Source organism: Corallincola holothuriorum, from assembly GCF_003336225.1.
Classification (GTDB): domain Bacteria; phylum Pseudomonadota; class Gammaproteobacteria; order Enterobacterales; family Neiellaceae; genus Corallincola; species Corallincola holothuriorum.
Genome location: NZ_QPID01000001.1, coordinates 36,480 through 55,890, shown reverse-complemented (window position 1 = coordinate 55,890; position 19,411 = coordinate 36,480). Strand labels below are relative to the sequence as shown.

Sequence of the window (19,411 nt, the reverse complement as noted above, 5' to 3'; positions counted from 1 at the left end):
TCGAGACCGCGGCCTACTCAACACCCATGTGCCGAAAGTCAGTAAGCGATCATCACCTCATTGCGGCGCAAGAAGGGCAATGTCCACGGCGGGTTGTATCGAGCAAGTTGAGGTGTCCCCCGCGGCGTGATCCCCTTAGTTTTCATCCACTCGAGTAACTGTGTCGTCTGGCTAGCTACCTTCTCTTCTCCGGTAAAACCGGAAAATTGGATCACTGCATAATTTGTTGGCGGAATTTGCCGGATCTTTACCGCTGGGCTATTTGGTTTTGGCAGGGTTGCCATGGTGTATTCACTGGGCATCACAAAATGAACTCGCCACTTGCTGTCAACGCTTTGCATAGTTACCGGCGAGGTCATATTGATGTTTTCAGATCCTGCAGCCATGGCAACAGGGGCTGTCATACTGATCTCTTCTGCTTTGCCAGAGGGGGCCGTATTATTGCCAAAAATGTAATTGGCAATGGCCTTGAACCCGGCGCTGGATGCGTCATCCATCTGCCCATCAACCAGCGTTTCAGCAATGATCATTGGGGCATAGGCACGCAGTTCAAACGCTTCTGATGTTTCCAAAACTGTGTATTTGGGCTCTTCAGTTGCCATGGCCACTCCAGTAAATATGGACAGCAGTAAACCGACTATTCGATACATTGATATATCACCACTTCAATAAGTGAGTTGCGTGAGGATGTTTTTATCTCTACCAAAGCTACGTCATGAAGAGGGTGTTGGATCGCTAATTTTATTGGCTCAGTCAGTGCCGCGAACTGCGTCCACGAGACAGATAATAAATAGTATGCGTATATAGCATGGGAGAAACATGAGTGAGTAGCTAAATTCAGCACTGATTGATCAACTCACCGTTTCATCGCGTAACTGATGGGAGATAAAAAGGTTGTTTCCAACGGACTGTCGGAGCGTAACGTATGAAGATCGCAGTGATTGGCGCGGGTTTATCAGGTTTAATAGCTGCTAGAGAGCTGCAAACTCTTGGGCACAATGTCGATATATTTGAAAAATCCCGTGGCCGTGGCGGCAGATTAGCAACCAAGCGATTGGATTGGGGCGCAGCGGACACCGGAGCCCAGTATTTTACAGCGCGGGATCCACGATTCATCCAAGAAGTTGAGCATTGGTGCAACACAGGCGTCGCCGCTTTGTGGCCATTTACCCCACACAAACTAATCGATGGACAACTTCAGCCATCACCAGACGACACTTTGCGGTTTGTTGGGACGCCGAACATGAACAGCATGGCACACCATCTGGCTGACAGCCTAACTGTTAACCTGAACATTCAGATAGAACAGATAGATAGGCGCGATAGCCATTGGTCGCTTGTAGATCAGAAGCAGCAGGCGTGGCAGGGTTACCACTGGGTGGTCTTAGCGATCCCCGCCGCGCAGGCTCAAAAATTAATGCCAAGCAACACACTGCCAATTGCATCTGAGGAATCTTTAATGAAGCCCTGCTGGGCATTGGTGCTGGGCACCGCCGGTGATGTGAACCCAGAGATCCAAGGCGTATTTGGCGATGATGTGATCTCCTGGGTATCACGACTGTCGGCCAAGCCGGGACGAACAGTTCCCGATGGTTGTGATGATCTGTGGACCCTTCACTTCTCCCCTGAGTGGTCTAAGTCTCATGGCAAAGACGCAAGAGAGCGCGTGGCAGCAATCGGCGCGGATTGGCTTAGTCATGTGCTTGGAACAGAGTTAGCTGTTGAACATGAGTATCTTCATTTTTGGCGCTACGCCCACCTAGATAAGGACGTTGAAAGTACAAGTCCAAAGGTTAACCCTGATGTGAACATCGCGCTCATTGGGGATTGGTGTTCGGGTGGACGAGTTGAAGGAGCTTATTTGTCGGCAATGGATCTGATTGCACGGCATTTCAAATAGCGTCACGCGATACCATCAATAAAAAAACTATATGACGGCAACTCAGCAAGTTGGCCGCCAACGCCTATTTTTGTTTAGCTTGCGTCATATACAACCGACAGTAACGTCGCTTTGCCCATTTGGCGTAGCAGGTTTCGAAAAACGGCCTGAGCCACCCTATTTTTAATGGGCTGACGATCCAACTAAATGGGGTGTGTGACCAAGCCAACAAGGTTGCATCAATCCCCATACGCCAACCACCATCGGCACCTTGCATGTGAAGCACTTCAAGCATGGCTTGTTTATCACTGCCGTCCGGCAACGCGCCGGCATGGATATCGACAAAACGGATCTCGCTGTCTGCATGGCGTTTTAAGAAAGCGATCTCGCGACTACACATGGCGCAGCGACCATCGAAGTACAGCGTTTCTATCGCTGTCGCTTGCATGCTCATAACGCTATGACCCCTACGTGCAAACCGACCACCATGACCGTCAAATTTCTGCGTAATTGCGCGTAACAAAAACGGCCCTGCGCTTCTTCATCAATAGCTTGGAGTTCGAGCGGCTTAGTCGCCGGCTCATTTTCTTTAAACAGATAAGTTTCTACCGCAATCAACAAGGCAAAACCAATGGCTAACACGATAATGGCGGCGTCGGCACGCCCCGCAAGCATCCCCGCCCATGCCCATAAGGCGAACAAATTGCTGACGATCAAAATGGCAGGCTTGATGGGCAAAACAGATGAGCGATCGATAACACGTCCCCACAGAGCGCCCGCCAAGAAACTAAGGATAATCGCACTGTAAGAGGTGAAGAGGAGCAAGCCCTCAACACCCCATATCGTTTGCTCCATCAAGATCAAAGCGATGGCGATAAAAAACGGTATTAATCCCGCATAGCCCAGGCTCACAGAAACAGCTTGAGAACGGCTCATATTTCTCGCTCAACAGAATAAAGAGTTAACACAAGGTACGTGTGCTGCCGCTGAGCGATCAGTTTATCCGTGACTAAGTATCAATTTCATTTTTATTAAACAAGCAGTGGCCACTTGGCAATAAAGCTTTAACGATGGCTTAAACAGGCTGTATATCGAAGCAAATCTGCCATTTTTAAGGTGAGTGATTGAACTGCGCAACCATATGGTGGCTGCCACCTATCAGCAAACACCCATCAACAAGTACACATTGATTGCAATGGCAAATACTGTCGCGAACAGCGTGATTTGCGTCTGTCACTTGTCTTGTATGAGATACCTGTTAGGTAAAAAAAAGCGCCGAACACTGTTCGGCGCTTTTTAATTTGGCACACTCCATAAAGTAGAGCTAAGCCGGCACAGCGTCACGCACCACCAGACCACCCGCGATGGACTCAATCTCAGTGACCAATTGCTCCTGGGTAATTTCGGGAGGTAAGTTCAACGTGATACCAGCAGTAAAAACGTTCCCACCAAGCTCCGCCACGCCCATCCTGTGACTTTCGAGATCGACTACCTCAACCCCCTGCCGGTCAAATAGTTGGGTGAGTTCATTGACAATCCCTGGACGATCTTCAGCATCGACCGATAGCTTCAGTTGTGAGCGTTGTTGCCGTTTCTCTTGTTGAATCTCTGAAAATCGCACATTGATGCAACCACATCCCCTGAAAACAGACTCTAATTGCACTGCTTTTTCTTCTGGCATCTCAACTCGGATCAATGCTGCGATTTGTCCGCCAAGATAACTCACCTTACTATTTAACCATCTCGCACCTAACTGGTGGCATTGTTCTGCGAGGTCTTTAAGTAGTCCAGGGCGCGAACTACCGACAAAACTTACCAAAGTAACGACCGTCATACGTGTTGTCCCTAATTATTAGAATTCGCCTTGGGGTAGGCATTTTTTAATCCAAGTAAATCCACTAGCTGCACGTCACGGCAAACACATTTGTGACTTACTACAACTGTTAACGAGTTTAATCTGGTCAGTTTTTGATCGGTTGATCAACATCAACCCAACATAGTTAATACTTCCGCTACATTTCAGTACAAATAAACACCAATAAGAAAAGGCCCTACAATGAAAAACCGTTGGCTAATCGCCGCCGCCGCAGTTGGCATTCATGTGTCAATTGGATCTGTTTATGCCTGGAGCGTTTTCAATCTTCCATTGGAACAAGCATTCGGCTGGTCAAAAAACGAAGTGGCTTGGACGTTTAGCTTTGCCATCTTTTTCCTTGGCTTATCAGCTGCTATTGGCGGCCATTTTATCGAGAAACGAGGTCCCAGAATCGCCGGCTTAGTTGCCGGTACGATGTGGGGACTAGGCATGCTAGGCGCAGGGGTTGCAACCTCGCTTGGCAGTCTGGAAATGCTTTGGCTGAGTTACGGTTTAATCGGGGGCATTGGTCTTGGCATCGGCTATATCACACCGGTATCAACCTTAGTTAAATGGTTTCCTGATCGGCGCGGTATGGCCACGGGGCTCGCCATCATGGGCTTTGGTTTTGGTGCCATGATTGGCGCTCCCATCTTCAACGCCATTATGGACACCCTCAGTATTCCAATGACTTTCTTCATTATGGGCGGCGTGTATATGGTGTTGATGTATGCATCCGCACTTTACCTAGAACGTCCGCCAGAGGGGTGGATGCCTGAGCATATGAAAGAAGCCATTGAATCTGGTAAACAAAAAAAAGTAGAAGACCTGTCCCAGTTAACCGCAAATGAAGCAGCCAAAACAGGCCCTTTCTATGGGCTTTGGATAATGATGTTTATAAACATTAGCTGCGGCATTGCCGTGATCTACTCAGCTTCACCGCTGGCACAAGAAAGTATCGGCCTGTCGGCTTTGGAAGCTGCCGCCGTCGTCGGTCTGATGTCGCTATTCAATGGCCTGGGCAGAATAGCCTGGGCATCACTGTCAGATTACTTGGGGCGCCCCAGCACCTACATGGCATTCTTCATCATACAGATTGTCGCCTTCTACCTGCTTCCCAACATCACCAGCGTTATCCTGTTCCAGGTTGTCCTGTACATCATCCTCACCTGCTATGGTGGTGGCTTCGCTACCCTACCCGCCTATATCGGCGATCTATTTGGCACCAAAGAACTTGGTGCGGTTCATGGTTATGTCCTTACCGCTTGGGCAGCGGCAGGCTTAGCAGGCCCACAAATCGCAGCGTATGTGCGAACAGTGACGGGAAGTTATGAGATGACACTCTACATCTTTGCTGCCGTGTTTATTCTCGCATTGATCGTATCCATACTGATGAAGCGTTACGTGAATAAAGCGCGAGCAGAACGAGAGATAACAGGAAATACAGCGCACGCATAAACCTGCATCTTTTAGCTAGGGAAAAAGGAGCGCGATGCGCTCCTTTTTAATTAGTTATTCATTTATGATCCAAAGCTGGCAGCTCCCCAATTTCGTCACTCTTGCCTTGAAGCGAAGATGACTGCGCCAGCGACAAAGGGCGCACAACTCAAGAAAACCATTGCATATCTAATCATAGAAAAGTGCAGCATCAATACTTACACGCTTCACTCACACTGAAAATCACGCGGATATCACTGTGAGGCATCGGTTTGCTGGATAGTAGGATCTGAACTAGCGTGATAAACACCAAAACGCCAAGCACCAAGAACAGCCATCTCTAGATGAAAGCAAATCATCACCTTCGAGTAAGATTGATTCAATAGCGCTAGCGCTAAAAAATGACTTGAGGCTTGTTAACGACCTCATTTCGGGATGATATCGACAACGACCAACTTTTCCGCATCCTTGATGAGCGTTCCTGCTAGAGAGTGACCCACCATAATGACTGCCCACGTTCAGATACTTCTCTGTCTACTAAATGACAATGATTGGAAGTCACCGCATAAGCACACAATTCGACAGTAAACACAGTGATAAGAAAGGGGAACGGTGGGTAAATCTAATCCCGAGCGGGAGCAGGTCATATAAGCATCCTTGCCTTTTGAAGAACTCAAACAGGCTGATTTAGCTCAGCCAGGAATGAGGGGCTGTCACGCTACGCTGTAAACGCTGCATTCTTCGAGGTCGTCACAGCCCCATATCAAACTTGCTAGTGGTGACATCATCACTGATTAGCAAAGATGCTATCTCGCTGACTTCGGACTGCAGGTACGGCCAATATTCGGGATTATCCAGCGTCCGTGCTTTTATCTGTTGCGGAACAAAGCGGCTCATTTCCATATTGAAATCGTTGCGCACTTCATCGTCATTCATCAATTTAGTCCGTTGAGTGGCAAGCGCAGATCGAAAGTCATCGGCTTGCTTGTTTCTGGCAACTAATTTCTGATCAACCAAGGCTTTTGACAACGCGATACCGCGCTGCTTTATCCAAACGATGTCCCAGATATCTCGGGGTTTTATCCTTCTTGCGCGATAGGCCAGCGCGATCATCTTGTCAGCCAGTATCTCTTGCAGCGATTGCACTGGAACTAAGAGGCCTTCTGTTGGCACGACTACATTGTAGTGATTCAGCAGAGGCTTTTTCTCTACATCAAAGGATGGGATAGCACACACATCAATATGCATTTTTTGCCTAGGCAGATCCGGCCGGTTAGCTTCTTTGACGATACTGATTTTCCAAGATGCGGTATCGCCCTGCCTGTCTTCTGTTGGTTTATTTACCCAGACATCGGTTTCGTATTTGTGCTGGATATATTGTTGGATCTCAGTTTCCAATCCATCAAAATCTGCCGGTCGAAAGTCGTGGCCACCATTAAAATCAAGATCTTCAGACAAACGGGCGCTGTTGTAGCACATACGCAATGAGGTACCACCAATGAAGGTAAGCTTTTGCATTGCGCCCTGTTTAATCAACACATCCATAATGTCGTGGTGCAGGATCTCTTTTTCTATCACAGGAGCAACAGCTGCATAATCAGGATTGGCTTGAACGATTTGGCGGATCTGCTCTTTCAGCATTTTAACTCTCCAGCATATGCAGGTTGCGCCGGCAGTGCTTTAGGTCTGCTACCGCTTGTTCGGTTGTCGCACGATACATTTGAATGTCGGGATCAAAATACAAATTGGGCGCAATCTGCTCGATTGGCTTTTTGGTGTGGGTAAATTCAATAACGCCGTAGGGTGTAGAAAAAACGCCACTTCGTCCTTTAGTCACCACAGTGACTCTGTCCATCACGACTTGTGAGATGTCACCGGTATAACTCAACTGACTTTCCAGACTGATGTAGTTAAGTACACCGCTGCGCATCTTTTTGATGATTTTATAGATCGCAGCATTGGGAGGTGGTGGCGTCAACGTGCTTTCATACAAGCCTTTCACGACACGCCTAAGCTGACCCTTTTTAACCCTATCCGACAGAAATTTGATAAAGGCCGGATCGCAGGGCGCCTCCAACATAAATGCCAACTCAGCAGCAGTATGAATACCGCCGCCCGCTTTAACGGCATTGGCTAACACACTCAGCAACTCGTTGGCTTTGGTCATTTAGGTCTACACAAAATTACTTTATATGTAACTTAGTGTAGACCTAATACTTATAGAGAGCAATTAGTGGTCTACACAACCAAACTAAAATAGTTATATTTTGTTAATCGCCCCCTCCCAACTAAACAACCTGCGTTAGTGTACTTCGCTCGACTAGTTAAGAAAGAAATGAAAGCTAACATCCGGCTTAACAATGGCCTGTTTTGAGCCAGATGGTGCTCGACGCTATCAAATATGATGACTGAACGAGCGATATTATGATTGCCCAAGGAATGTTGCCGTATGAACTGTATCGCATCCCGAAACAGTTTCTCGACAGCATGGAAAATCACCAAGCCTACTATGGGACAGCGAAGCTATTTCATCAGATATTGAGTCGAGTGGACCGGCTGTATACGCTGATACCGTATTGGTGTCCGGCAATCCAGTAACAACCAAACTGGATAAAGATTTTTGCAGAGAAGCGGACTCCGCTGCTCACAATCTAAATATATTTTGAATTGATCACGACACTGAACCATCTGCCATCCCGTTAAAAGGGGCACAAATAGACTGATGAACTAAGGGATATATTGATTAAGAATTGGTGCCCGGGGCCGGACTTGAACCGGCACGCTCTTTCAAGCGAGGGATTTTAAATCCCTTGTGTCTACCAATTTCACCACCCGGGCGACACTGAGTTCCACGATTAAACTTGTTGTTCAATCTCATCGTTGGCGCCGTTTAATCACGGAAAACAACCAGCGAAGGGATAAATAATGGAGGCGGGTCCCGGAGTCGAACCGAGGTCCACGGATTTGCAATCCGCTGCATAGCCACTCTGCCAACCCGCCAGGGTCTTGCTTGTGAATACCAATCACTCTAGAGAGAGAAATTGGAGCGGCACACGAGGTTCGAACTCGTGACCTCGACCTTGGCAAGGTCGCGCTCTACCAGCTGAGCTAGTGCCGCATCACTCTGTTTTCGGGTGTTAGCCCTCAAACGTGGGCTGCATTCTACCTAACAATGAAAGTGAGTCAACAGCTGTTTGGTTTGATTGCCTATTTCTCGATCAGCTTTTGGTTCAACTGCTCATTTTTTAACTGAATCGATGGCGACTATCTGCTTCCATGCCACCTTGAGGTAAATCACCATAGACCAAAGAGTCAACGCAGTAGCGATATACAGCAACAGATAGGCAAGGTAGATAATAAAATCGTTAAAATGCGATATCAGGCCAATCAGCGCCAACATCTGTGCCGTTGTCTTCCACTTGCCGATATTGGCGACGGCCACTTCCGAACGCTTACCCGCTTCCGCCATCCATTCCCTTAATGCTGAGATCAGGATCTCACGGGAGATAATGATGATAGCAGGGATAGTGATCCAAAGTGTGTTGTAGAAATCCACCAGAATAATCAAAGCGGCGCAAACGGTCACCTTATCGGCGACGGGGTCAAGAAAAGCGCCAAAAGCAGTCTCCTGCCCAAGGCGACGTGCAAGATAGCCGTCAAAATAGTCTGTCACTGCCGCTAGCCAGAAAAACACAGCCGCGGTGAACATCGCGTGCTCCCAAGGGAGGTAGTAACACACCAGAAAGACGGGGATAAGCGCGATACGGAAAACGGTTAGAATATTAGGAACAGTCAACATGTAAGAAGAAATACCTCATTAACGACCTGTTAGTTATATCCGAAAATGTTACAAATCACCACGCAATCTTACTAATGAAACTGGTCATAGATGGTTTGCGCCATCTTTAAGCTGATCCCTGGCACTTTAGCTAATTCATCAACCGATGCATTTTTGACCTGTTGCATACCGCCAAGATAACTAATCAGTGCTTGGCGACGGGAACTGCCTACCCCTGGAATATCTTCCAATGTTGAGCGTTTAGCATTTTTACGCCGGCGCTCTCTATGGCCTGTAATGGCAAAACGGTGCGCTTCATCCCTAACCTGCTGAATCAGTAAAAGCGCAGGGGAATCGACCGGCAAATTAAACGTCTCGTGGCTTTCCCCGATGATCAGTGTCTCTAAACCAGGTTTACGAGACTCACCTTTCGCGACACCAATCAATAAAGGTTTTAGTGGCGCTTCACTCCAGTCGAGCTCAGCGAACACCTGCTCAGCAATACCTAGCTGACCTAAACCCCCGTCGATAAACAGCAGATCGGGGATCTTACTTTCAGCGCCCAACTGCTTAAAGCGCCGCTCTAGTGCTTGCTTCATTGCCGCATAATCGTCACCAGGGGTAATACCAGCGATGTTGTAACGGCGATATTCGCTCTTATTCGGCCCTTCCTGATTAAACACGACACAGGATGCAACAGTCTGCTGACCCGAGGTGTGACTGATGTCGAAGCACTCCATCCGCTTTGGCAAGCTGTCTAGTGCCAGCGTTTCTGTCAATTGATGTAGACGTTGCTGAATTGATTTCTTATGGGCCAAACGGCTCTGCAGTGCAGTATCGGCATTCACTTGCGCCAGCTTTTGGAACCGTGCACGATCACCTCGTGGACTCTCCACCAACTTAACTTTTCGCTCAGTCAGCAAATACAGGTCATTCGCTAATTCATCTTTCTCTGCCAGCTTAAACGGCAACACGATAATCGCAGGTACCTGTCCGCCCCGCCCTTCAGCACCATAAAATTGCGTTAACAGGGCCACTAGGAGCTCTTCAGCCTCCGTCGCTGACGGCACTGTCGGGAACACGCTCTTGTTTCCGAGCAATTTGCCATCACGAATGAACTGCAGGTGGAGGCAACATTGGTTGCCGTTAATCGCCAGACCAATAACATCCATCGCATCTTTGCCAGCTTCGACACTATGCTGCACCTGGACCTGCCGCAAGGTGGTGATCCGATCCCGCAGCTGGGCAGCCAGTTCAAAGTCTAACGCCATCGCAGCTTGGTCCATCTCCGAGACCATCTGCGAAATCACTTTTTCACTTTGCCCCTTAAGAAACAGCCGTGTTTTAGCCACTTGGTCTGCATACGCTTGCTCTGACACAAAACCATTCACACAAGGTGCGGTGCAGCGTCCCAACTGATGCTGTAAGCAAGGTCGCGACCGATTACGATAGGTCGAATCATCGCACTGACGAACCTGAAACAGCTTTTGCAGGAGATTCAATGACTCCCGCACGGCGCTACCACTTGGAAAGGGACCAAAGTATTCACCCGCGGCCTTCTTCGCGCCACGGTGGTAAGCCAAACGAGGGTGTTTATGACCGGAGATCAACAGGTAGGGATAACTCTTGTCATCACGAAGCAACACGTTATAACGCGGGCGAAACTTCTTAATTAGATTGTTTTCGAGGATCAGCGCTTCGGCTTCGGTGTGGGTAACCGTCACCGTCACATTGGCAATATTCGCAACCAATGCGCGGGTTTTTGTGGAATCTACATTAGTGCGGAAATAGCTTGAAAGGCGCTTCTTTAACGATTTCGCTTTGCCGACATAGATAACCTCATCTTTGTCGTTCAGCATCTGATATACGCCCGGTTGGTCTGTCACCGAGCGCAGAAACGCCTTCGCGTCAAAATCCATAATCAGAGTTTTTCGGCGTCCAACATTCCGTGGCGAATAGCCAGATGGGTAAGCTCAACATCACCATCGATCTCTAACTTCTTAAACAATCGATAACGATAGCTGTTCACTGTTTTGGGGCTGAGATTAAGCTGCTCTGAGATATACCCGACTTTCTCACCACGGGTGATCATCAGCATGATCTGTAACTCTCGCTCAGACAGTTCCTGAAAAGGATTTTCATTGGAGTGACTAAACTGACTTAACGCGATCTGCTGAGCGATCTCCGGAGAGATATAGCGCTGACCGCTATTAACCAAGCGTATCGCATTCACCACTTCCTCAGGGGCTGCGCCTTTTGACAGATAGCCAGAAGCGCCTGCCTGCATCACCTTACTAGGAAACGGATTTTCGGTATGAACAGTCAATACAATGATCTTGCTGTCTGGAGAATGTCGAAGGATCTTCTTCGTCGCTTCCAGTCCACCAATACCCGGCATGTTCATATCCATCAGGATCACATCGGGATGATTTTCACGAGACCACTTCACTGCGGCCTCACCACTGTCAGCTTCACCAATGACTTGCATACCGCGCACATCTTCTAAAAGGCGACGAATACCTGTACGTACAAGTTCATGGTCATCAACGAGATAAACTCGGATCACGGATGGCACTCCAAAAAAAGAAAACGAGAAAACTGCGCCTCTAATCCGTTGGCAACACGGATATCCATTAACAAATCCGTGGCAACATCATAGCGAAATGCGGTGATAGAAATAAAGCCATTCGACGCTGAAACTTGCGCTATCACCAACGTCTGCCAAAAGATCACAGAGGTTTATAGCAGTGTTGTGAAGCTGATCAACTATCGCATCATATTGGTTCAAGCAAAAATTTGCTAATCGCAGAAAGCAAAAAGGCCGTCTAAATAGACGGCCTTTCCGTTGTTTGGCGGAGGAGGTGGGATTTGAACCCACGGTAGGGTATAAGCCTACGCCGGTTTTCAAGACCGGTCCATTCAACCACTCTGGCACCCCTCCGGAACGCGGCGAATAATACGGCGGATAATTACGCTTGTAAAGCCCCTATTTTAACTAACAATATCGTTTGCTCAATATCTAGCCAAGCGTGGCTATAAGTGCATCAATTTTTCCGACAATCACTTAAATACTTCCAATTTTTCCTAGCCAGCCGATAATAGCAGCATGGCTAGTTTCTCTATCATCATCAATGCAAGCCCTGTGAGCCACCAAGCTCACCATAGTGCTTTCCAGTTCGCGACGGCGGCTAGGAAGCAAGGTCACGACATTAAACAGTTATTCTTCTTTCAGGATGGCGTTAACACGGGCTCTGCCCTGCTCTCTCCTGCCGGCGATGAAACTAACTGGGCTCAGCGCTGGGCAAGTTTTGCAGAACAACAGATAGCAACAGCTAGCGGCGCACAGACGCAGTTAGTGCTCTGTGTCGCCTCTGCGCTGCGCCGGGGAATACTAAATAAAGATGAAGCGGCTCAGATAGACTCAGCTCAGTTTAATCTGCATCCAGCCTTTCGGCTTGGCGGATTAGGTGAGTTGGTGACTCACTCTTTAGATGTTGATCGCGTCATCCACTTTAAATGAGTACTGTCCTGCGATGAAAAAGATAGCGATTCTCCTGCGCCAATCCCCGTTCACAGGCAACCAGCTACAAGAAACCATTGATATAGGTTTAGCTTACGCTGCTTTTGACCAATCCGTATCGTTAATCTTTACTGAGCAAGCGGTATTAGCCTGTTGTGAATCCACTGAGCCTGCGCGAGCTGGGTTTGCCGACTTTCTTAAACAATTTGGTGCATTTGAGCTGTATGAAATAGCGGAAACAGTGGTGTGCGCTGATGCGTTGGCGCTGCAAGGGCTAGCAGAGCATCAACTTAGAGCTGGGGTGGAAAGTCGTTCAGCGGCTGAGATAGCAGCCCTACTCCCGACATTCGACATCGTGATAAGTATCTAAATGAAGCCACTGATTATTCTATCCGAGCCCTTGCCGGCAGCGACAGCAACAAGTTTGCCAAGTGACAGCACCCTGCTGCTAAGAGCGGAGGCTTGCCTGATGCTGCATCAGCCCGATCAATATGCTTGGTTAACGCAACATTCGGGCGAATGTTTGGTGTTAGCCGATGATGCGACGGCACGCGGCGTCAGATCGGGCTCACAAGATTTCCACTTGATCACCATGGATGAAATGGTTGATCTGACCTTAACCCATCAACCCGTGATCAGTTGGTAGACAAACCCATGTACGATTTTGATGGCAAACAGATTGCCACAGATAAACTCGGTTACCTTGAAAATATTGATGATTGGAGCGAATCATTAGCCGCCCTGATCGCCAGCAATGAAAATATTGAATTGACGCCAAGCCATTGGCAAGTCGTACATTTTGTGCGGGATTTCTATCTCGAATTCAACACCAGCCCGGCGATCCGTGTGCTGGTAAAAGCAATGGCTAAGAAATATGGCGAAGAGAAAGGAAACAGCCGCTATCTGTATAAGCTCTTCCCTAAAGGGCCCGCAAAACAAGCCACCAAAATCGCTGGCTTACCCAAACCAGTAAAGTGTATCTAACACCAGCAGTAGGCAATAAAAAAGGAGCTAACTAGCTCCTTTTTTATCAGATTTCTAACTCATTCCTCAGCAAATGATGATTACTCACCACGCTTAAGAATGTGGGTTTTACCACCCATATAGTCGCGCAACACTTCTGGTATCTCAATTGAGCCATCTGCTTGCTGATAGTTCTCAAGCAGCGCCACCAACGTACGACCAACCGCTAACCCCGAACCATTGAGCGTGTGCAACAACTCCGGCTTCTTCGCACCTTTAGCACGGTAACGAGCTTGCATACGACGCGCCTGGAAATCGAACATATTACTGCAAGAAGAGATCTCACGATAAGTGCCCTGAGTTGGGATCCATACTTCAAGATCATAAGTCTTACAGGCACCAAAGCCCATATCGCCAGTACACAACAGCATTGTCCGGTAGGGTAAGTTCAACAGCTGCAGTACTTTCTCAGCATGCAGCGTCAGTTCGTCAAGCGCGGCAAAAGAATCTTCCGGTTTTACCAAGTGTACAAGTTCAACTTTATCGAACTGATGCTGACGAATTAAACCGCGCACATCGCGGCCATAGGAGCCCGCTTCAGAACGAAAGCACGGTGTATGCGCAACCATGCGTACAGGCAGATCCGCTTCGTCTGTAATGGTGTCACGAGCCAAATTTGTCAGTGGTACCTCAGCCGTCGGGATCAACGACATGCCAACACCCTCTTCCGTCGCAGGTTGCGTGTTGAATAGATCTTCACCAAATTTAGGTAGTTGGCCAGTGCCACGCAGAGAATCGGCATTAACCAAGTAGGGAACATACATCTCTTGGTAGCCATGCTGCTGCGTGTGCAGGTCCAACATAAATTGCGCCAACGCTCGATGCAGGCGTGCCATCTCGCCACGCATCACCACAAAACGAGAGCCAGACAGCTTCACTGCGGCTTCAAAATCCATACTCTTGCCGAAGTCACCTAGATCCACATGATCTTTAGGTTCAAAATCGAATTGACGCGGCTCACCCCAGCGGCGTATTTCCTGGTTTTCCTCTTCATCCTTGCCTTCCGGCACTGACGTATCAGGCAGGTTAGGAATGCCTTGGCTCTGAACTTTAATCTCTTCGAGCAACTCGCTAAGCTCGGCTTTGGCTTTATCCAGCTCTTCACCTAACGAGCCAACTTCCGCTAGCAGTGGGGCGATGTCTTCGCCGCGCGACTTGGCCTGACCAATGGATTTGGAACGAGTATTACGCTCATTCTGTAGCTGCTCTGTTTTCACCTGCAACGACTTGCGCTGCTCTTCCAGTGCCTTAAAGCGTTCTACATCCAGCACATAACCACGGGTGGCTAATCGCGCTGCCGTCTCATCGATCTCGTTACGAAGAAATTTAGCGTCCAGCATGTTGCTTTTAAACTCGTTAGTTGAAATTCATTTCAAGCAGATCGTACCCAATGTACAACCTGCCAAATTAGTTGGCAGCCAAGTGTACCAGAGGCACAGGCGAAACCAAGCTTGCTAGCCAGACAGTTAACGCTTTTTATTGCTGGTGGCATCCAACTCGGCCAGATAAGCCAGTTTCTGTTGGATCTTCTTTTCCAGACCACGATCTGTCGGTTGATAATAATGGCGCCCGTTTAATTCCGGCGGCAGATAGGATTCCCCCGCCGCATAGGCACCAGGTTCATCATGGGCATAGCGATATTCAGCACCGTGCCCCATCGATTTAGCCAGCTTGGTCGGTGCGTTGCGCAGATGCACAGGCACTTCGTATTGTGGCAACTCAACCGCGTCTCGCAGCGCTTGCTTAAACGCGGTATAAACTGCATTGCTCTTAGGGGCAACGGCAAGGTAAACAATCGCCTGGGCTATAGCGCGCTCACCTTCGGCAGGGCCAACCCTTTGAAAGCAGTCCCACGCGTTCAGTGCAACTTCCATCGCCTTAGGATCAGCGTTGCCGACATCCTCAGAAGCGATAGCGAGCAAGCGTCTGGCAATATACAAAGGATCACAGCCCGCATTGAGCATACGTGCGTACCAATACAGGGCACCATCAGCCGAGGAACCTCGTATCGACTTATGTAACGCTGATATCTGGTCGTAGTAGTGATCACCCTGCTTATCAAACTGCGCGACCTGACTGCCTGAAACATCTGCAACCAATTGCTTAGTGATCAGACGATCATCGCCATCAACCAGGTCACTGGCCATCTCCAGCAGATTGAGCAAGCGCCTCGCGTCACCCGATGCCAAGGCTATCAATAGCTCTTCCGCTTCCTCAGCCAAGGTCAACTGCTGGCTCGCAAGGCCACGCTCTGCATCACTCATCGCTTGGTTGAGCAGAAAGCGTAGCGATGCATCATCAAGCGGTTTTATGACGTAGACCCGCGCTCGGCTAAGCAATGCCGCATTTAGCTCAAATGATGGATTTTCTGTGGTGGCGCCAATAAAAGTAACAGTGCCAGCTTCAATGTGTGGCAAAAAGGCATCCTGTTGCGATTTGTTGAAACGATGTACCTCGTCAACAAACAGCAAGGTTCGACGGCCAAGATCCGTCGCATTTGATTGGGCACGCTCAATCGCTGCCCGAATATCTTTAACACCAGCTGTCACCGCAGAGAGCCGCTCGATTTCGGCATTACAGTGGCTGGCAAATAGCTCCGCTAAGGTCGTCTTGCCCGTCCCCGGCGGTCCCCAAAGGATCATCGAATGAACCTGCCCCAGCTCTAAGGCGCGGCGTAGCGGCTTTCCTTCCCCCAGCAAATGAGGTTGGCCAACATATTCATCAATACAAGCAGGCCGCATGCGTGCGGCCAAGGGCTGATGTTGTGAGGTGTCAGCGAAACTAAAAGAGAGATTATCCGGCATCAGGCTGGGTGCGTTGATCGTCGATATCGACGTCAGCAGGAATAGTAAAAAGAAACTCTTGCTCTGTCAGCTTGGCTGGGGCGGTGAAAGAGGTCAGTATGAATTGGCTACGTTGGCCTTGGCTATCAATAATCAACAACTCAGTCAGTTTGTCACCTTGAAACTGCAACTCAAATCGTTCGATGTTGCCACCGGTGACTTGTGGCGTCACCTCATAGCGTTCACCTACCACGCGCACGCGGTACTGGGCCCACACTTCAGGATCGCTTTCCGCAAGCAGTAATATTGGGCTGTCCTGCATCACTTCGGACGCAGAATAGAGGCTAACCTGTTCCAATAGCGGATTGAATACCCAGACAGTGTTGCCGTCAGACTGCACTAAATGCTCATCCGGCAACACAGTTTGCCAAATGAAATGGTCCGGACTTAAGACTTTAATAACCCCCTGACCTTCCTGCACTAACTCACCATCGTAACTGTGTACCTGCTGAGTAAATTCAGCAATAAACGAACGGTGAGCCGTGAGGCGATCTCGCAACGTCTGCGGCGCCCCATAGGCTTGTGACGCCGTGCCCACGAGCAAGGTCAATAAAACGAAAAGAGCTGACTTAGAAGTCAGCTGTTTTAGCAAAACTTTTATCATTAATATCCGTCTCTTGGTGGCGGTGGTGCCAACACTTCACGATTACCATTATGACCCTGTGAAGATACGACACCGTCCATTTCCATCTGTTCAATCAAACGCGCAGCGCGATTGTAACCAATCTTGAATTTGCGTTGCACACTGGAAATCGAGCCACGCCGTGATTCAGTTACAAACGCCACCGCTTCGTCATACAACACATCCAGCTCTTCTTCACCTTCTGGACGCTCTCCCGGCAAAACGGTTTCAGCGGTGATCTCACCACTGAGGATCTCAGGAATATAGTTAGGTTTGCCGCGACGTTTCCAATCTTCAACCACCGCATGTACTTCGTGGTCATCGACAAAAGCCCCATGAACACGCGTCGGCACACCTGTGCCTGGCGGCAGGTATAACATATCGCCCTGCCCTAACAACTGCTCGGCTCCGGGCTGATCCAAGATGGTACGAGAGTCAATTTTACTCGATACCTGGAACGCCATACGGGTCGGGATATTGGCCTTGATTAAGCCAGTAATCACATCCACAGAGGGACGTTGAGTCGCCAAAACTAAATGAATGCCAGCCGCTCGCGCCTTCTGCGCTAAGCGGGCTATTAGCTCTTCTACTTTTTTGCCAACAATCATCATCATGTCAGCAAATTCATCCACCACAACCACAATACTTGGTAAAGTTTCCAGTTCCGGCGCAGTGGTATCCATGCTGTCAGCCGCGGTCCATAGTGGATCTTTTATCGGTGCACCTGCTTCAATCGCCTCAGAGATTTTGGTATTGAACCCTTTCAGATTTCGCACGCCCATCGCACTCATCAGCTTATAACGGCGCTCCATTTCACCAACACACCAGCGCAACGCATTGGCTGCATCTTTCATATCGGTGACCACTTCAGTAAGCAGATGAGGGATCCCCTCGTACACTGACAGTTCCAACATTTTCGGATCGATCATGATGAAACGAACATCTTCAGGCTTCGATTTATAAAGCAAACTGACGATCATCACATTCACACCCACAGACTTACCAGAGCCTGTGGTACCTGCGACCAAGAGGTGTGGCATTTTTGCCAAATCGACAGCAACCGGCTTACCGCCGATGTCTTTACCCAACACCATGGTCAGGTTCGACTTGTTGTTTTCGAAAGCTGGGCATTCAATCACTTCCGATAGACGCACTATTTCACGATGCGCATTCGGCAGCTCTAAACCGATAACAGACTTACCAGGGATAACTTCTACAACCCGCACACTAATGGCACTCAATGCGCGCGCTAAATCTTTCGACAGATTAGAGATTCGGGAAACTTTTACCCCTGGGGCAAGATCTAGTTCAAAACGGGTCACCACAGGCCCGGGGAATACGCCAACCACGGTTGCTTGAATACCGAAATCCAACAGTTTCGCCTCAACCAAGCGACTGACCTGATCCATCTCTTCTTGGGTGACTGGATTCGTCTGCTTATCTGCACGATCCAATAATCCGATAGTCGGCATATCGGTCACTTCAGCTGATGCCGCGACAGCGGGGATCGCTGCAGGTTGATTACCATTCACCACCTGTTTAGGCGGTTGATATGCGTCAGCGACAGCTGGCGATGCAGCAGGTGCAGGTGCTGAAGAGTGAGATGAATAACTAGGTGCCGGCGGCTCAACGGCTAGCGGATCAAACTCATCCTCATAGTCGTATTCCTCTTCGGAGATATCTTCCGGCTCAAAAGGCGCTAACTCCTCCAAACGCAATGACGGCTCCACCGCTGATTGGTTCGGTGCTTCTTCTACCCGCAATGGTGATTCGTCAATATTGTCTTCATCACTCTCAAACTGCTCTTCGCGTTGCGACTGACGACGCTGAAGATACCCTTGAATTGGACGGTAAATACCTTGAATAGCAATCCAAACAAGCGTAGCGCCAATGAAATCAGCAATCGTTACCCAGGACAGACCGGTTGCCAGAGTAAATCCGGCTAACACCAAGCCCATCAATACGACAGTGGTACCGAGTAAGTTAAACGCTGGCAACATGCTGGCAGCGATCACATCGCCCAGCATGCCTCCGGCAGAAAAGAAGTAAAAGTCATCAAAATTAATACTGGCAAGGGCTGATATCCCCAGTAACAGCAGCAAGCCGCCTAACAGGCGTAGCGAGAGTGCTGTGTAATCAATTTCAAACACATGGTAGTAACGGCGGAAACTGTACCAACCTAAAAATGCGACGAGAAAAGGCACCAAGTACGCTTGGTAACCCAGAATAAAGAAAAGTAGATCTGCGACTAACGCCCCAGCAGCGCCGGTCATATTTTTAACGTCAGCACCGAATGCGGTCTGAGACCAGCCCGGATCGGTAGGCGCATAGCTGTACAACGCCAGTAGTAAAAACACTGCGCTGACACTGCTGACGATTAATGCCGCTTCCAATAGGCGCTGTACGCCATTAAGGGTCGCTGGCTTAGTTATCCTGTTCACACACACTCCCTGC

General features: G+C 48.9%; 20 protein-coding genes and 4 tRNA genes. 7 read left to right on the top strand and 17 right to left on the bottom strand.

Annotated features, from left to right (window positions below):
* Nucleotides 1-38: 38 nt before the first annotated feature.
* Complete coding sequence (locus DU002_RS00310; protein ID WP_114336357.1) at nt 39-602, bottom strand: SOUL family heme-binding protein; 564 nt, start codon at nt 600-602, stop codon at nt 39-41.
* Between the two features lie 323 nt (nt 603-925).
* Here DU002_RS00310 and DU002_RS00305 point away from each other — a divergent pair, with 323 nt between their 5' ends.
* Nucleotides 926-1,900, top strand: coding sequence for an NAD(P)/FAD-dependent oxidoreductase (locus DU002_RS00305; RefSeq protein ID WP_114336356.1), 975 nt, complete (start codon nt 926-928; stop codon nt 1,898-1,900).
* A gap of 64 nt (nt 1,901-1,964) precedes the next feature.
* On the opposite strand, the gene DU002_RS00300 is transcribed toward DU002_RS00305, so the two are convergent.
* The 3 genes from DU002_RS00300 to DU002_RS00285 all read right to left on the bottom strand — a co-directional run bounded on the left by DU002_RS00300 (nt 1,965) and on the right by DU002_RS00285 (nt 3,713).
* The gene (locus DU002_RS00300; RefSeq protein ID WP_114336355.1) at nt 1,965-2,333 is read right to left on the bottom strand and encodes a thiol-disulfide oxidoreductase DCC family protein; all 369 of its coding nucleotides are present in this window, start codon (nt 2,331-2,333) and stop codon (nt 1,965-1,967) included.
* A complete protein-coding gene (locus DU002_RS00295) occupies nt 2,330-2,815 on the bottom strand; it encodes a DUF3429 domain-containing protein (RefSeq protein WP_114336354.1) in 486 nt (161 codons plus the stop codon). The genes DU002_RS00300 and DU002_RS00295 overlap by 4 nt, the downstream gene beginning before the upstream one ends.
* A gap of 388 nt (nt 2,816-3,203) precedes the next feature.
* Entirely contained in the window at nt 3,204-3,713 is a 510-nt protein-coding gene (locus DU002_RS00285; protein ID WP_114336352.1) for a glycine cleavage system protein R, read from the bottom strand.
* Between the two features lie 222 nt (nt 3,714-3,935).
* Between DU002_RS00285 and DU002_RS00280 the strand changes: the two genes are divergently transcribed.
* Complete coding sequence (locus DU002_RS00280) at nt 3,936-5,192, top strand: L-lactate MFS transporter (protein WP_114336351.1); 1,257 nt, start codon at nt 3,936-3,938, stop codon at nt 5,190-5,192.
* A 729-nt stretch (nt 5,193-5,921) separates the two neighbouring features.
* Here DU002_RS00280 and DU002_RS00275 read toward each other — a convergent pair.
* The gene (locus tag DU002_RS00275; RefSeq protein WP_114336350.1) at nt 5,922-6,812 is read right to left on the bottom strand and encodes a nucleotidyl transferase AbiEii/AbiGii toxin family protein; all 891 of its coding nucleotides are present in this window, start codon (nt 6,810-6,812) and stop codon (nt 5,922-5,924) included.
* Between the two features lies 1 nt (nt 6,813).
* The gene (gene abiEi / locus DU002_RS00270) at nt 6,814-7,338 is read right to left on the bottom strand and encodes a type IV toxin-antitoxin system AbiEi family antitoxin (protein ID WP_114336349.1); all 525 of its coding nucleotides are present in this window, start codon (nt 7,336-7,338) and stop codon (nt 6,814-6,816) included.
* 257 nt (nt 7,339-7,595) lie between these two features.
* Here abiEi and DU002_RS19320 point away from each other — a divergent pair, with 257 nt between their 5' ends.
* A complete protein-coding gene (locus DU002_RS19320; RefSeq protein WP_158537909.1) occupies nt 7,596-7,769 on the top strand; it encodes a hypothetical protein in 174 nt (57 codons plus the stop codon).
* A gap of 153 nt (nt 7,770-7,922) precedes the next feature.
* Here DU002_RS19320 and DU002_RS00265 read toward each other — a convergent pair.
* The 7 genes from DU002_RS00265 to DU002_RS00235 all read right to left on the bottom strand — a co-directional run bounded on the left by DU002_RS00265 (nt 7,923) and on the right by DU002_RS00235 (nt 11,890).
* Nucleotides 7,923-8,009, bottom strand: a tRNA-Leu gene (locus DU002_RS00265).
* A gap of 88 nt (nt 8,010-8,097) precedes the next feature.
* A tRNA-Cys gene (locus tag DU002_RS00260) sits at nt 8,098-8,171 on the bottom strand.
* Between the two features lie 42 nt (nt 8,172-8,213).
* A tRNA-Gly gene (locus tag DU002_RS00255) sits at nt 8,214-8,289 on the bottom strand.
* 120 nt (nt 8,290-8,409) lie between these two features.
* Nucleotides 8,410-8,970 carry a CDP-diacylglycerol--glycerol-3-phosphate 3-phosphatidyltransferase gene (pgsA, locus tag DU002_RS00250; RefSeq protein ID WP_114336348.1) on the bottom strand — a complete coding sequence of 187 codons (561 nt, stop codon included), beginning with the start codon at nt 8,968-8,970 and terminating at the stop codon, nt 8,410-8,412.
* 71 nt (nt 8,971-9,041) lie between these two features.
* Complete coding sequence (gene uvrC / locus DU002_RS00245) at nt 9,042-10,868, bottom strand: excinuclease ABC subunit UvrC (RefSeq protein WP_114336347.1); 1,827 nt, start codon at nt 10,866-10,868, stop codon at nt 9,042-9,044.
* 2 nt (nt 10,869-10,870) lie between these two features.
* On the bottom strand, nt 10,871-11,515 hold the full coding sequence (gene uvrY, locus DU002_RS00240) for a UvrY/SirA/GacA family response regulator transcription factor (protein ID WP_114336346.1): 645 nt from the start codon (nt 11,513-11,515) through the stop codon (nt 10,871-10,873).
* 284 nt (nt 11,516-11,799) lie between these two features.
* Nucleotides 11,800-11,890 (bottom strand) — tRNA-Ser (locus DU002_RS00235).
* A gap of 165 nt (nt 11,891-12,055) precedes the next feature.
* Between DU002_RS00235 and tusD the strand changes: the two genes are divergently transcribed.
* The 4 genes from tusD to tusE are packed head-to-tail and all read left to right on the top strand — an operon-like array spanning nt 12,056 to nt 13,453.
* Nucleotides 12,056-12,469, top strand: coding sequence for a sulfurtransferase complex subunit TusD (gene tusD, locus DU002_RS00230; RefSeq protein WP_114336345.1), 414 nt, complete (start codon nt 12,056-12,058; stop codon nt 12,467-12,469).
* A gap of 13 nt (nt 12,470-12,482) precedes the next feature.
* On the top strand, nt 12,483-12,839 hold the full coding sequence (locus DU002_RS00225; protein ID WP_158537908.1) for a DsrE family protein: 357 nt from the start codon (nt 12,483-12,485) through the stop codon (nt 12,837-12,839).
* Nucleotides 12,840-13,115: a DsrH/TusB family sulfur metabolism protein gene (locus DU002_RS00220; RefSeq protein WP_114336343.1), complete on the top strand. Its 276-nt coding sequence runs from the start codon at nt 12,840-12,842 to the stop codon at nt 13,113-13,115. It begins immediately after the preceding gene.
* A gap of 8 nt (nt 13,116-13,123) precedes the next feature.
* Nucleotides 13,124-13,453, top strand: a complete 330-nt coding sequence (gene tusE, locus DU002_RS00215; RefSeq protein ID WP_114336342.1) for a sulfurtransferase TusE — start codon at nt 13,124-13,126, stop codon at nt 13,451-13,453.
* Nucleotides 13,454-13,533: 80 nt separating this feature from the next.
* Here tusE and serS read toward each other — a convergent pair whose 3' ends face one another.
* The 4 genes from serS to DU002_RS00195 all read right to left on the bottom strand — a co-directional run bounded on the left by serS (nt 13,534) and on the right by DU002_RS00195 (nt 19,398).
* Nucleotides 13,534-14,832, bottom strand: a complete 1,299-nt coding sequence (serS, locus tag DU002_RS00210) for a serine--tRNA ligase (protein ID WP_114336341.1) — start codon at nt 14,830-14,832, stop codon at nt 13,534-13,536.
* A 126-nt stretch (nt 14,833-14,958) separates the two neighbouring features.
* Nucleotides 14,959-16,296, bottom strand: coding sequence for a replication-associated recombination protein A (locus DU002_RS00205; protein WP_114336340.1), 1,338 nt, complete (start codon nt 16,294-16,296; stop codon nt 14,959-14,961).
* Nucleotides 16,286-16,939, bottom strand: a complete 654-nt coding sequence (gene lolA / locus DU002_RS00200) for an outer membrane lipoprotein chaperone LolA (RefSeq protein WP_114336339.1) — start codon at nt 16,937-16,939, stop codon at nt 16,286-16,288. The genes DU002_RS00205 and lolA overlap by 11 nt, the downstream gene beginning before the upstream one ends.
* The gene (locus DU002_RS00195) at nt 16,939-19,398 is read right to left on the bottom strand and encodes a DNA translocase FtsK (protein WP_233496351.1); all 2,460 of its coding nucleotides are present in this window, start codon (nt 19,396-19,398) and stop codon (nt 16,939-16,941) included. Before DU002_RS00195 ends, lolA begins: the two co-directional genes overlap by 1 nt.
* Nucleotides 19,399-19,411: the final 13 nt, after the last annotated feature.

Coding starts and splice junctions, on each gene's coding strand:
- DU002_RS00310 (WP_114336357.1), bottom strand. CDS start 602: ATGGCAACTGAAGAGCCCAAATACACAGTTTTGGAAACATCAGAAGCG.
- DU002_RS00305 (WP_114336356.1), top strand. CDS start 926: ATGAAGATCGCAGTGATTGGCGCGGGTTTATCAGGTTTAATAGCTGCT.
- DU002_RS00300 (WP_114336355.1), bottom strand. CDS start 2,333: ATGAGCATGCAAGCGACAGCGATAGAAACGCTGTACTTCGATGGTCGC.
- DU002_RS00295 (WP_114336354.1), bottom strand. CDS start 2,815: ATGAGCCGTTCTCAAGCTGTTTCTGTGAGCCTGGGCTATGCGGGATTA.
- DU002_RS00285 (WP_114336352.1), bottom strand. CDS start 3,713: ATGACGGTCGTTACTTTGGTAAGTTTTGTCGGTAGTTCGCGCCCTGGA.
- DU002_RS00280 (WP_114336351.1), top strand. CDS start 3,936: ATGAAAAACCGTTGGCTAATCGCCGCCGCCGCAGTTGGCATTCATGTG.
- DU002_RS00275 (WP_114336350.1), bottom strand. CDS start 6,812: ATGCTGAAAGAGCAGATCCGCCAAATCGTTCAAGCCAATCCTGATTAT.
- abiEi (WP_114336349.1), bottom strand. CDS start 7,338: ATGACCAAAGCCAACGAGTTGCTGAGTGTGTTAGCCAATGCCGTTAAA.
- DU002_RS19320 (WP_158537909.1), top strand. CDS start 7,596: ATGATTGCCCAAGGAATGTTGCCGTATGAACTGTATCGCATCCCGAAA.
- pgsA (WP_114336348.1), bottom strand. CDS start 8,970: ATGTTGACTGTTCCTAATATTCTAACCGTTTTCCGTATCGCGCTTATC.
- uvrC (WP_114336347.1), bottom strand. CDS start 10,868: ATGGATTTTGACGCGAAGGCGTTTCTGCGCTCGGTGACAGACCAACCG.
- tusD (WP_114336345.1), top strand. CDS start 12,056: ATGGCTAGTTTCTCTATCATCATCAATGCAAGCCCTGTGAGCCACCAA.
- DU002_RS00225 (WP_158537908.1), top strand. CDS start 12,483: ATGAAAAAGATAGCGATTCTCCTGCGCCAATCCCCGTTCACAGGCAAC.
- DU002_RS00220 (WP_114336343.1), top strand. CDS start 12,840: ATGAAGCCACTGATTATTCTATCCGAGCCCTTGCCGGCAGCGACAGCA.
- tusE (WP_114336342.1), top strand. CDS start 13,124: ATGTACGATTTTGATGGCAAACAGATTGCCACAGATAAACTCGGTTAC.
- serS (WP_114336341.1), bottom strand. CDS start 14,832: ATGCTGGACGCTAAATTTCTTCGTAACGAGATCGATGAGACGGCAGCG.
- DU002_RS00205 (WP_114336340.1), bottom strand. CDS start 16,296: ATGCCGGATAATCTCTCTTTTAGTTTCGCTGACACCTCACAACATCAG.
- lolA (WP_114336339.1), bottom strand. CDS start 16,939: ATGATAAAAGTTTTGCTAAAACAGCTGACTTCTAAGTCAGCTCTTTTC.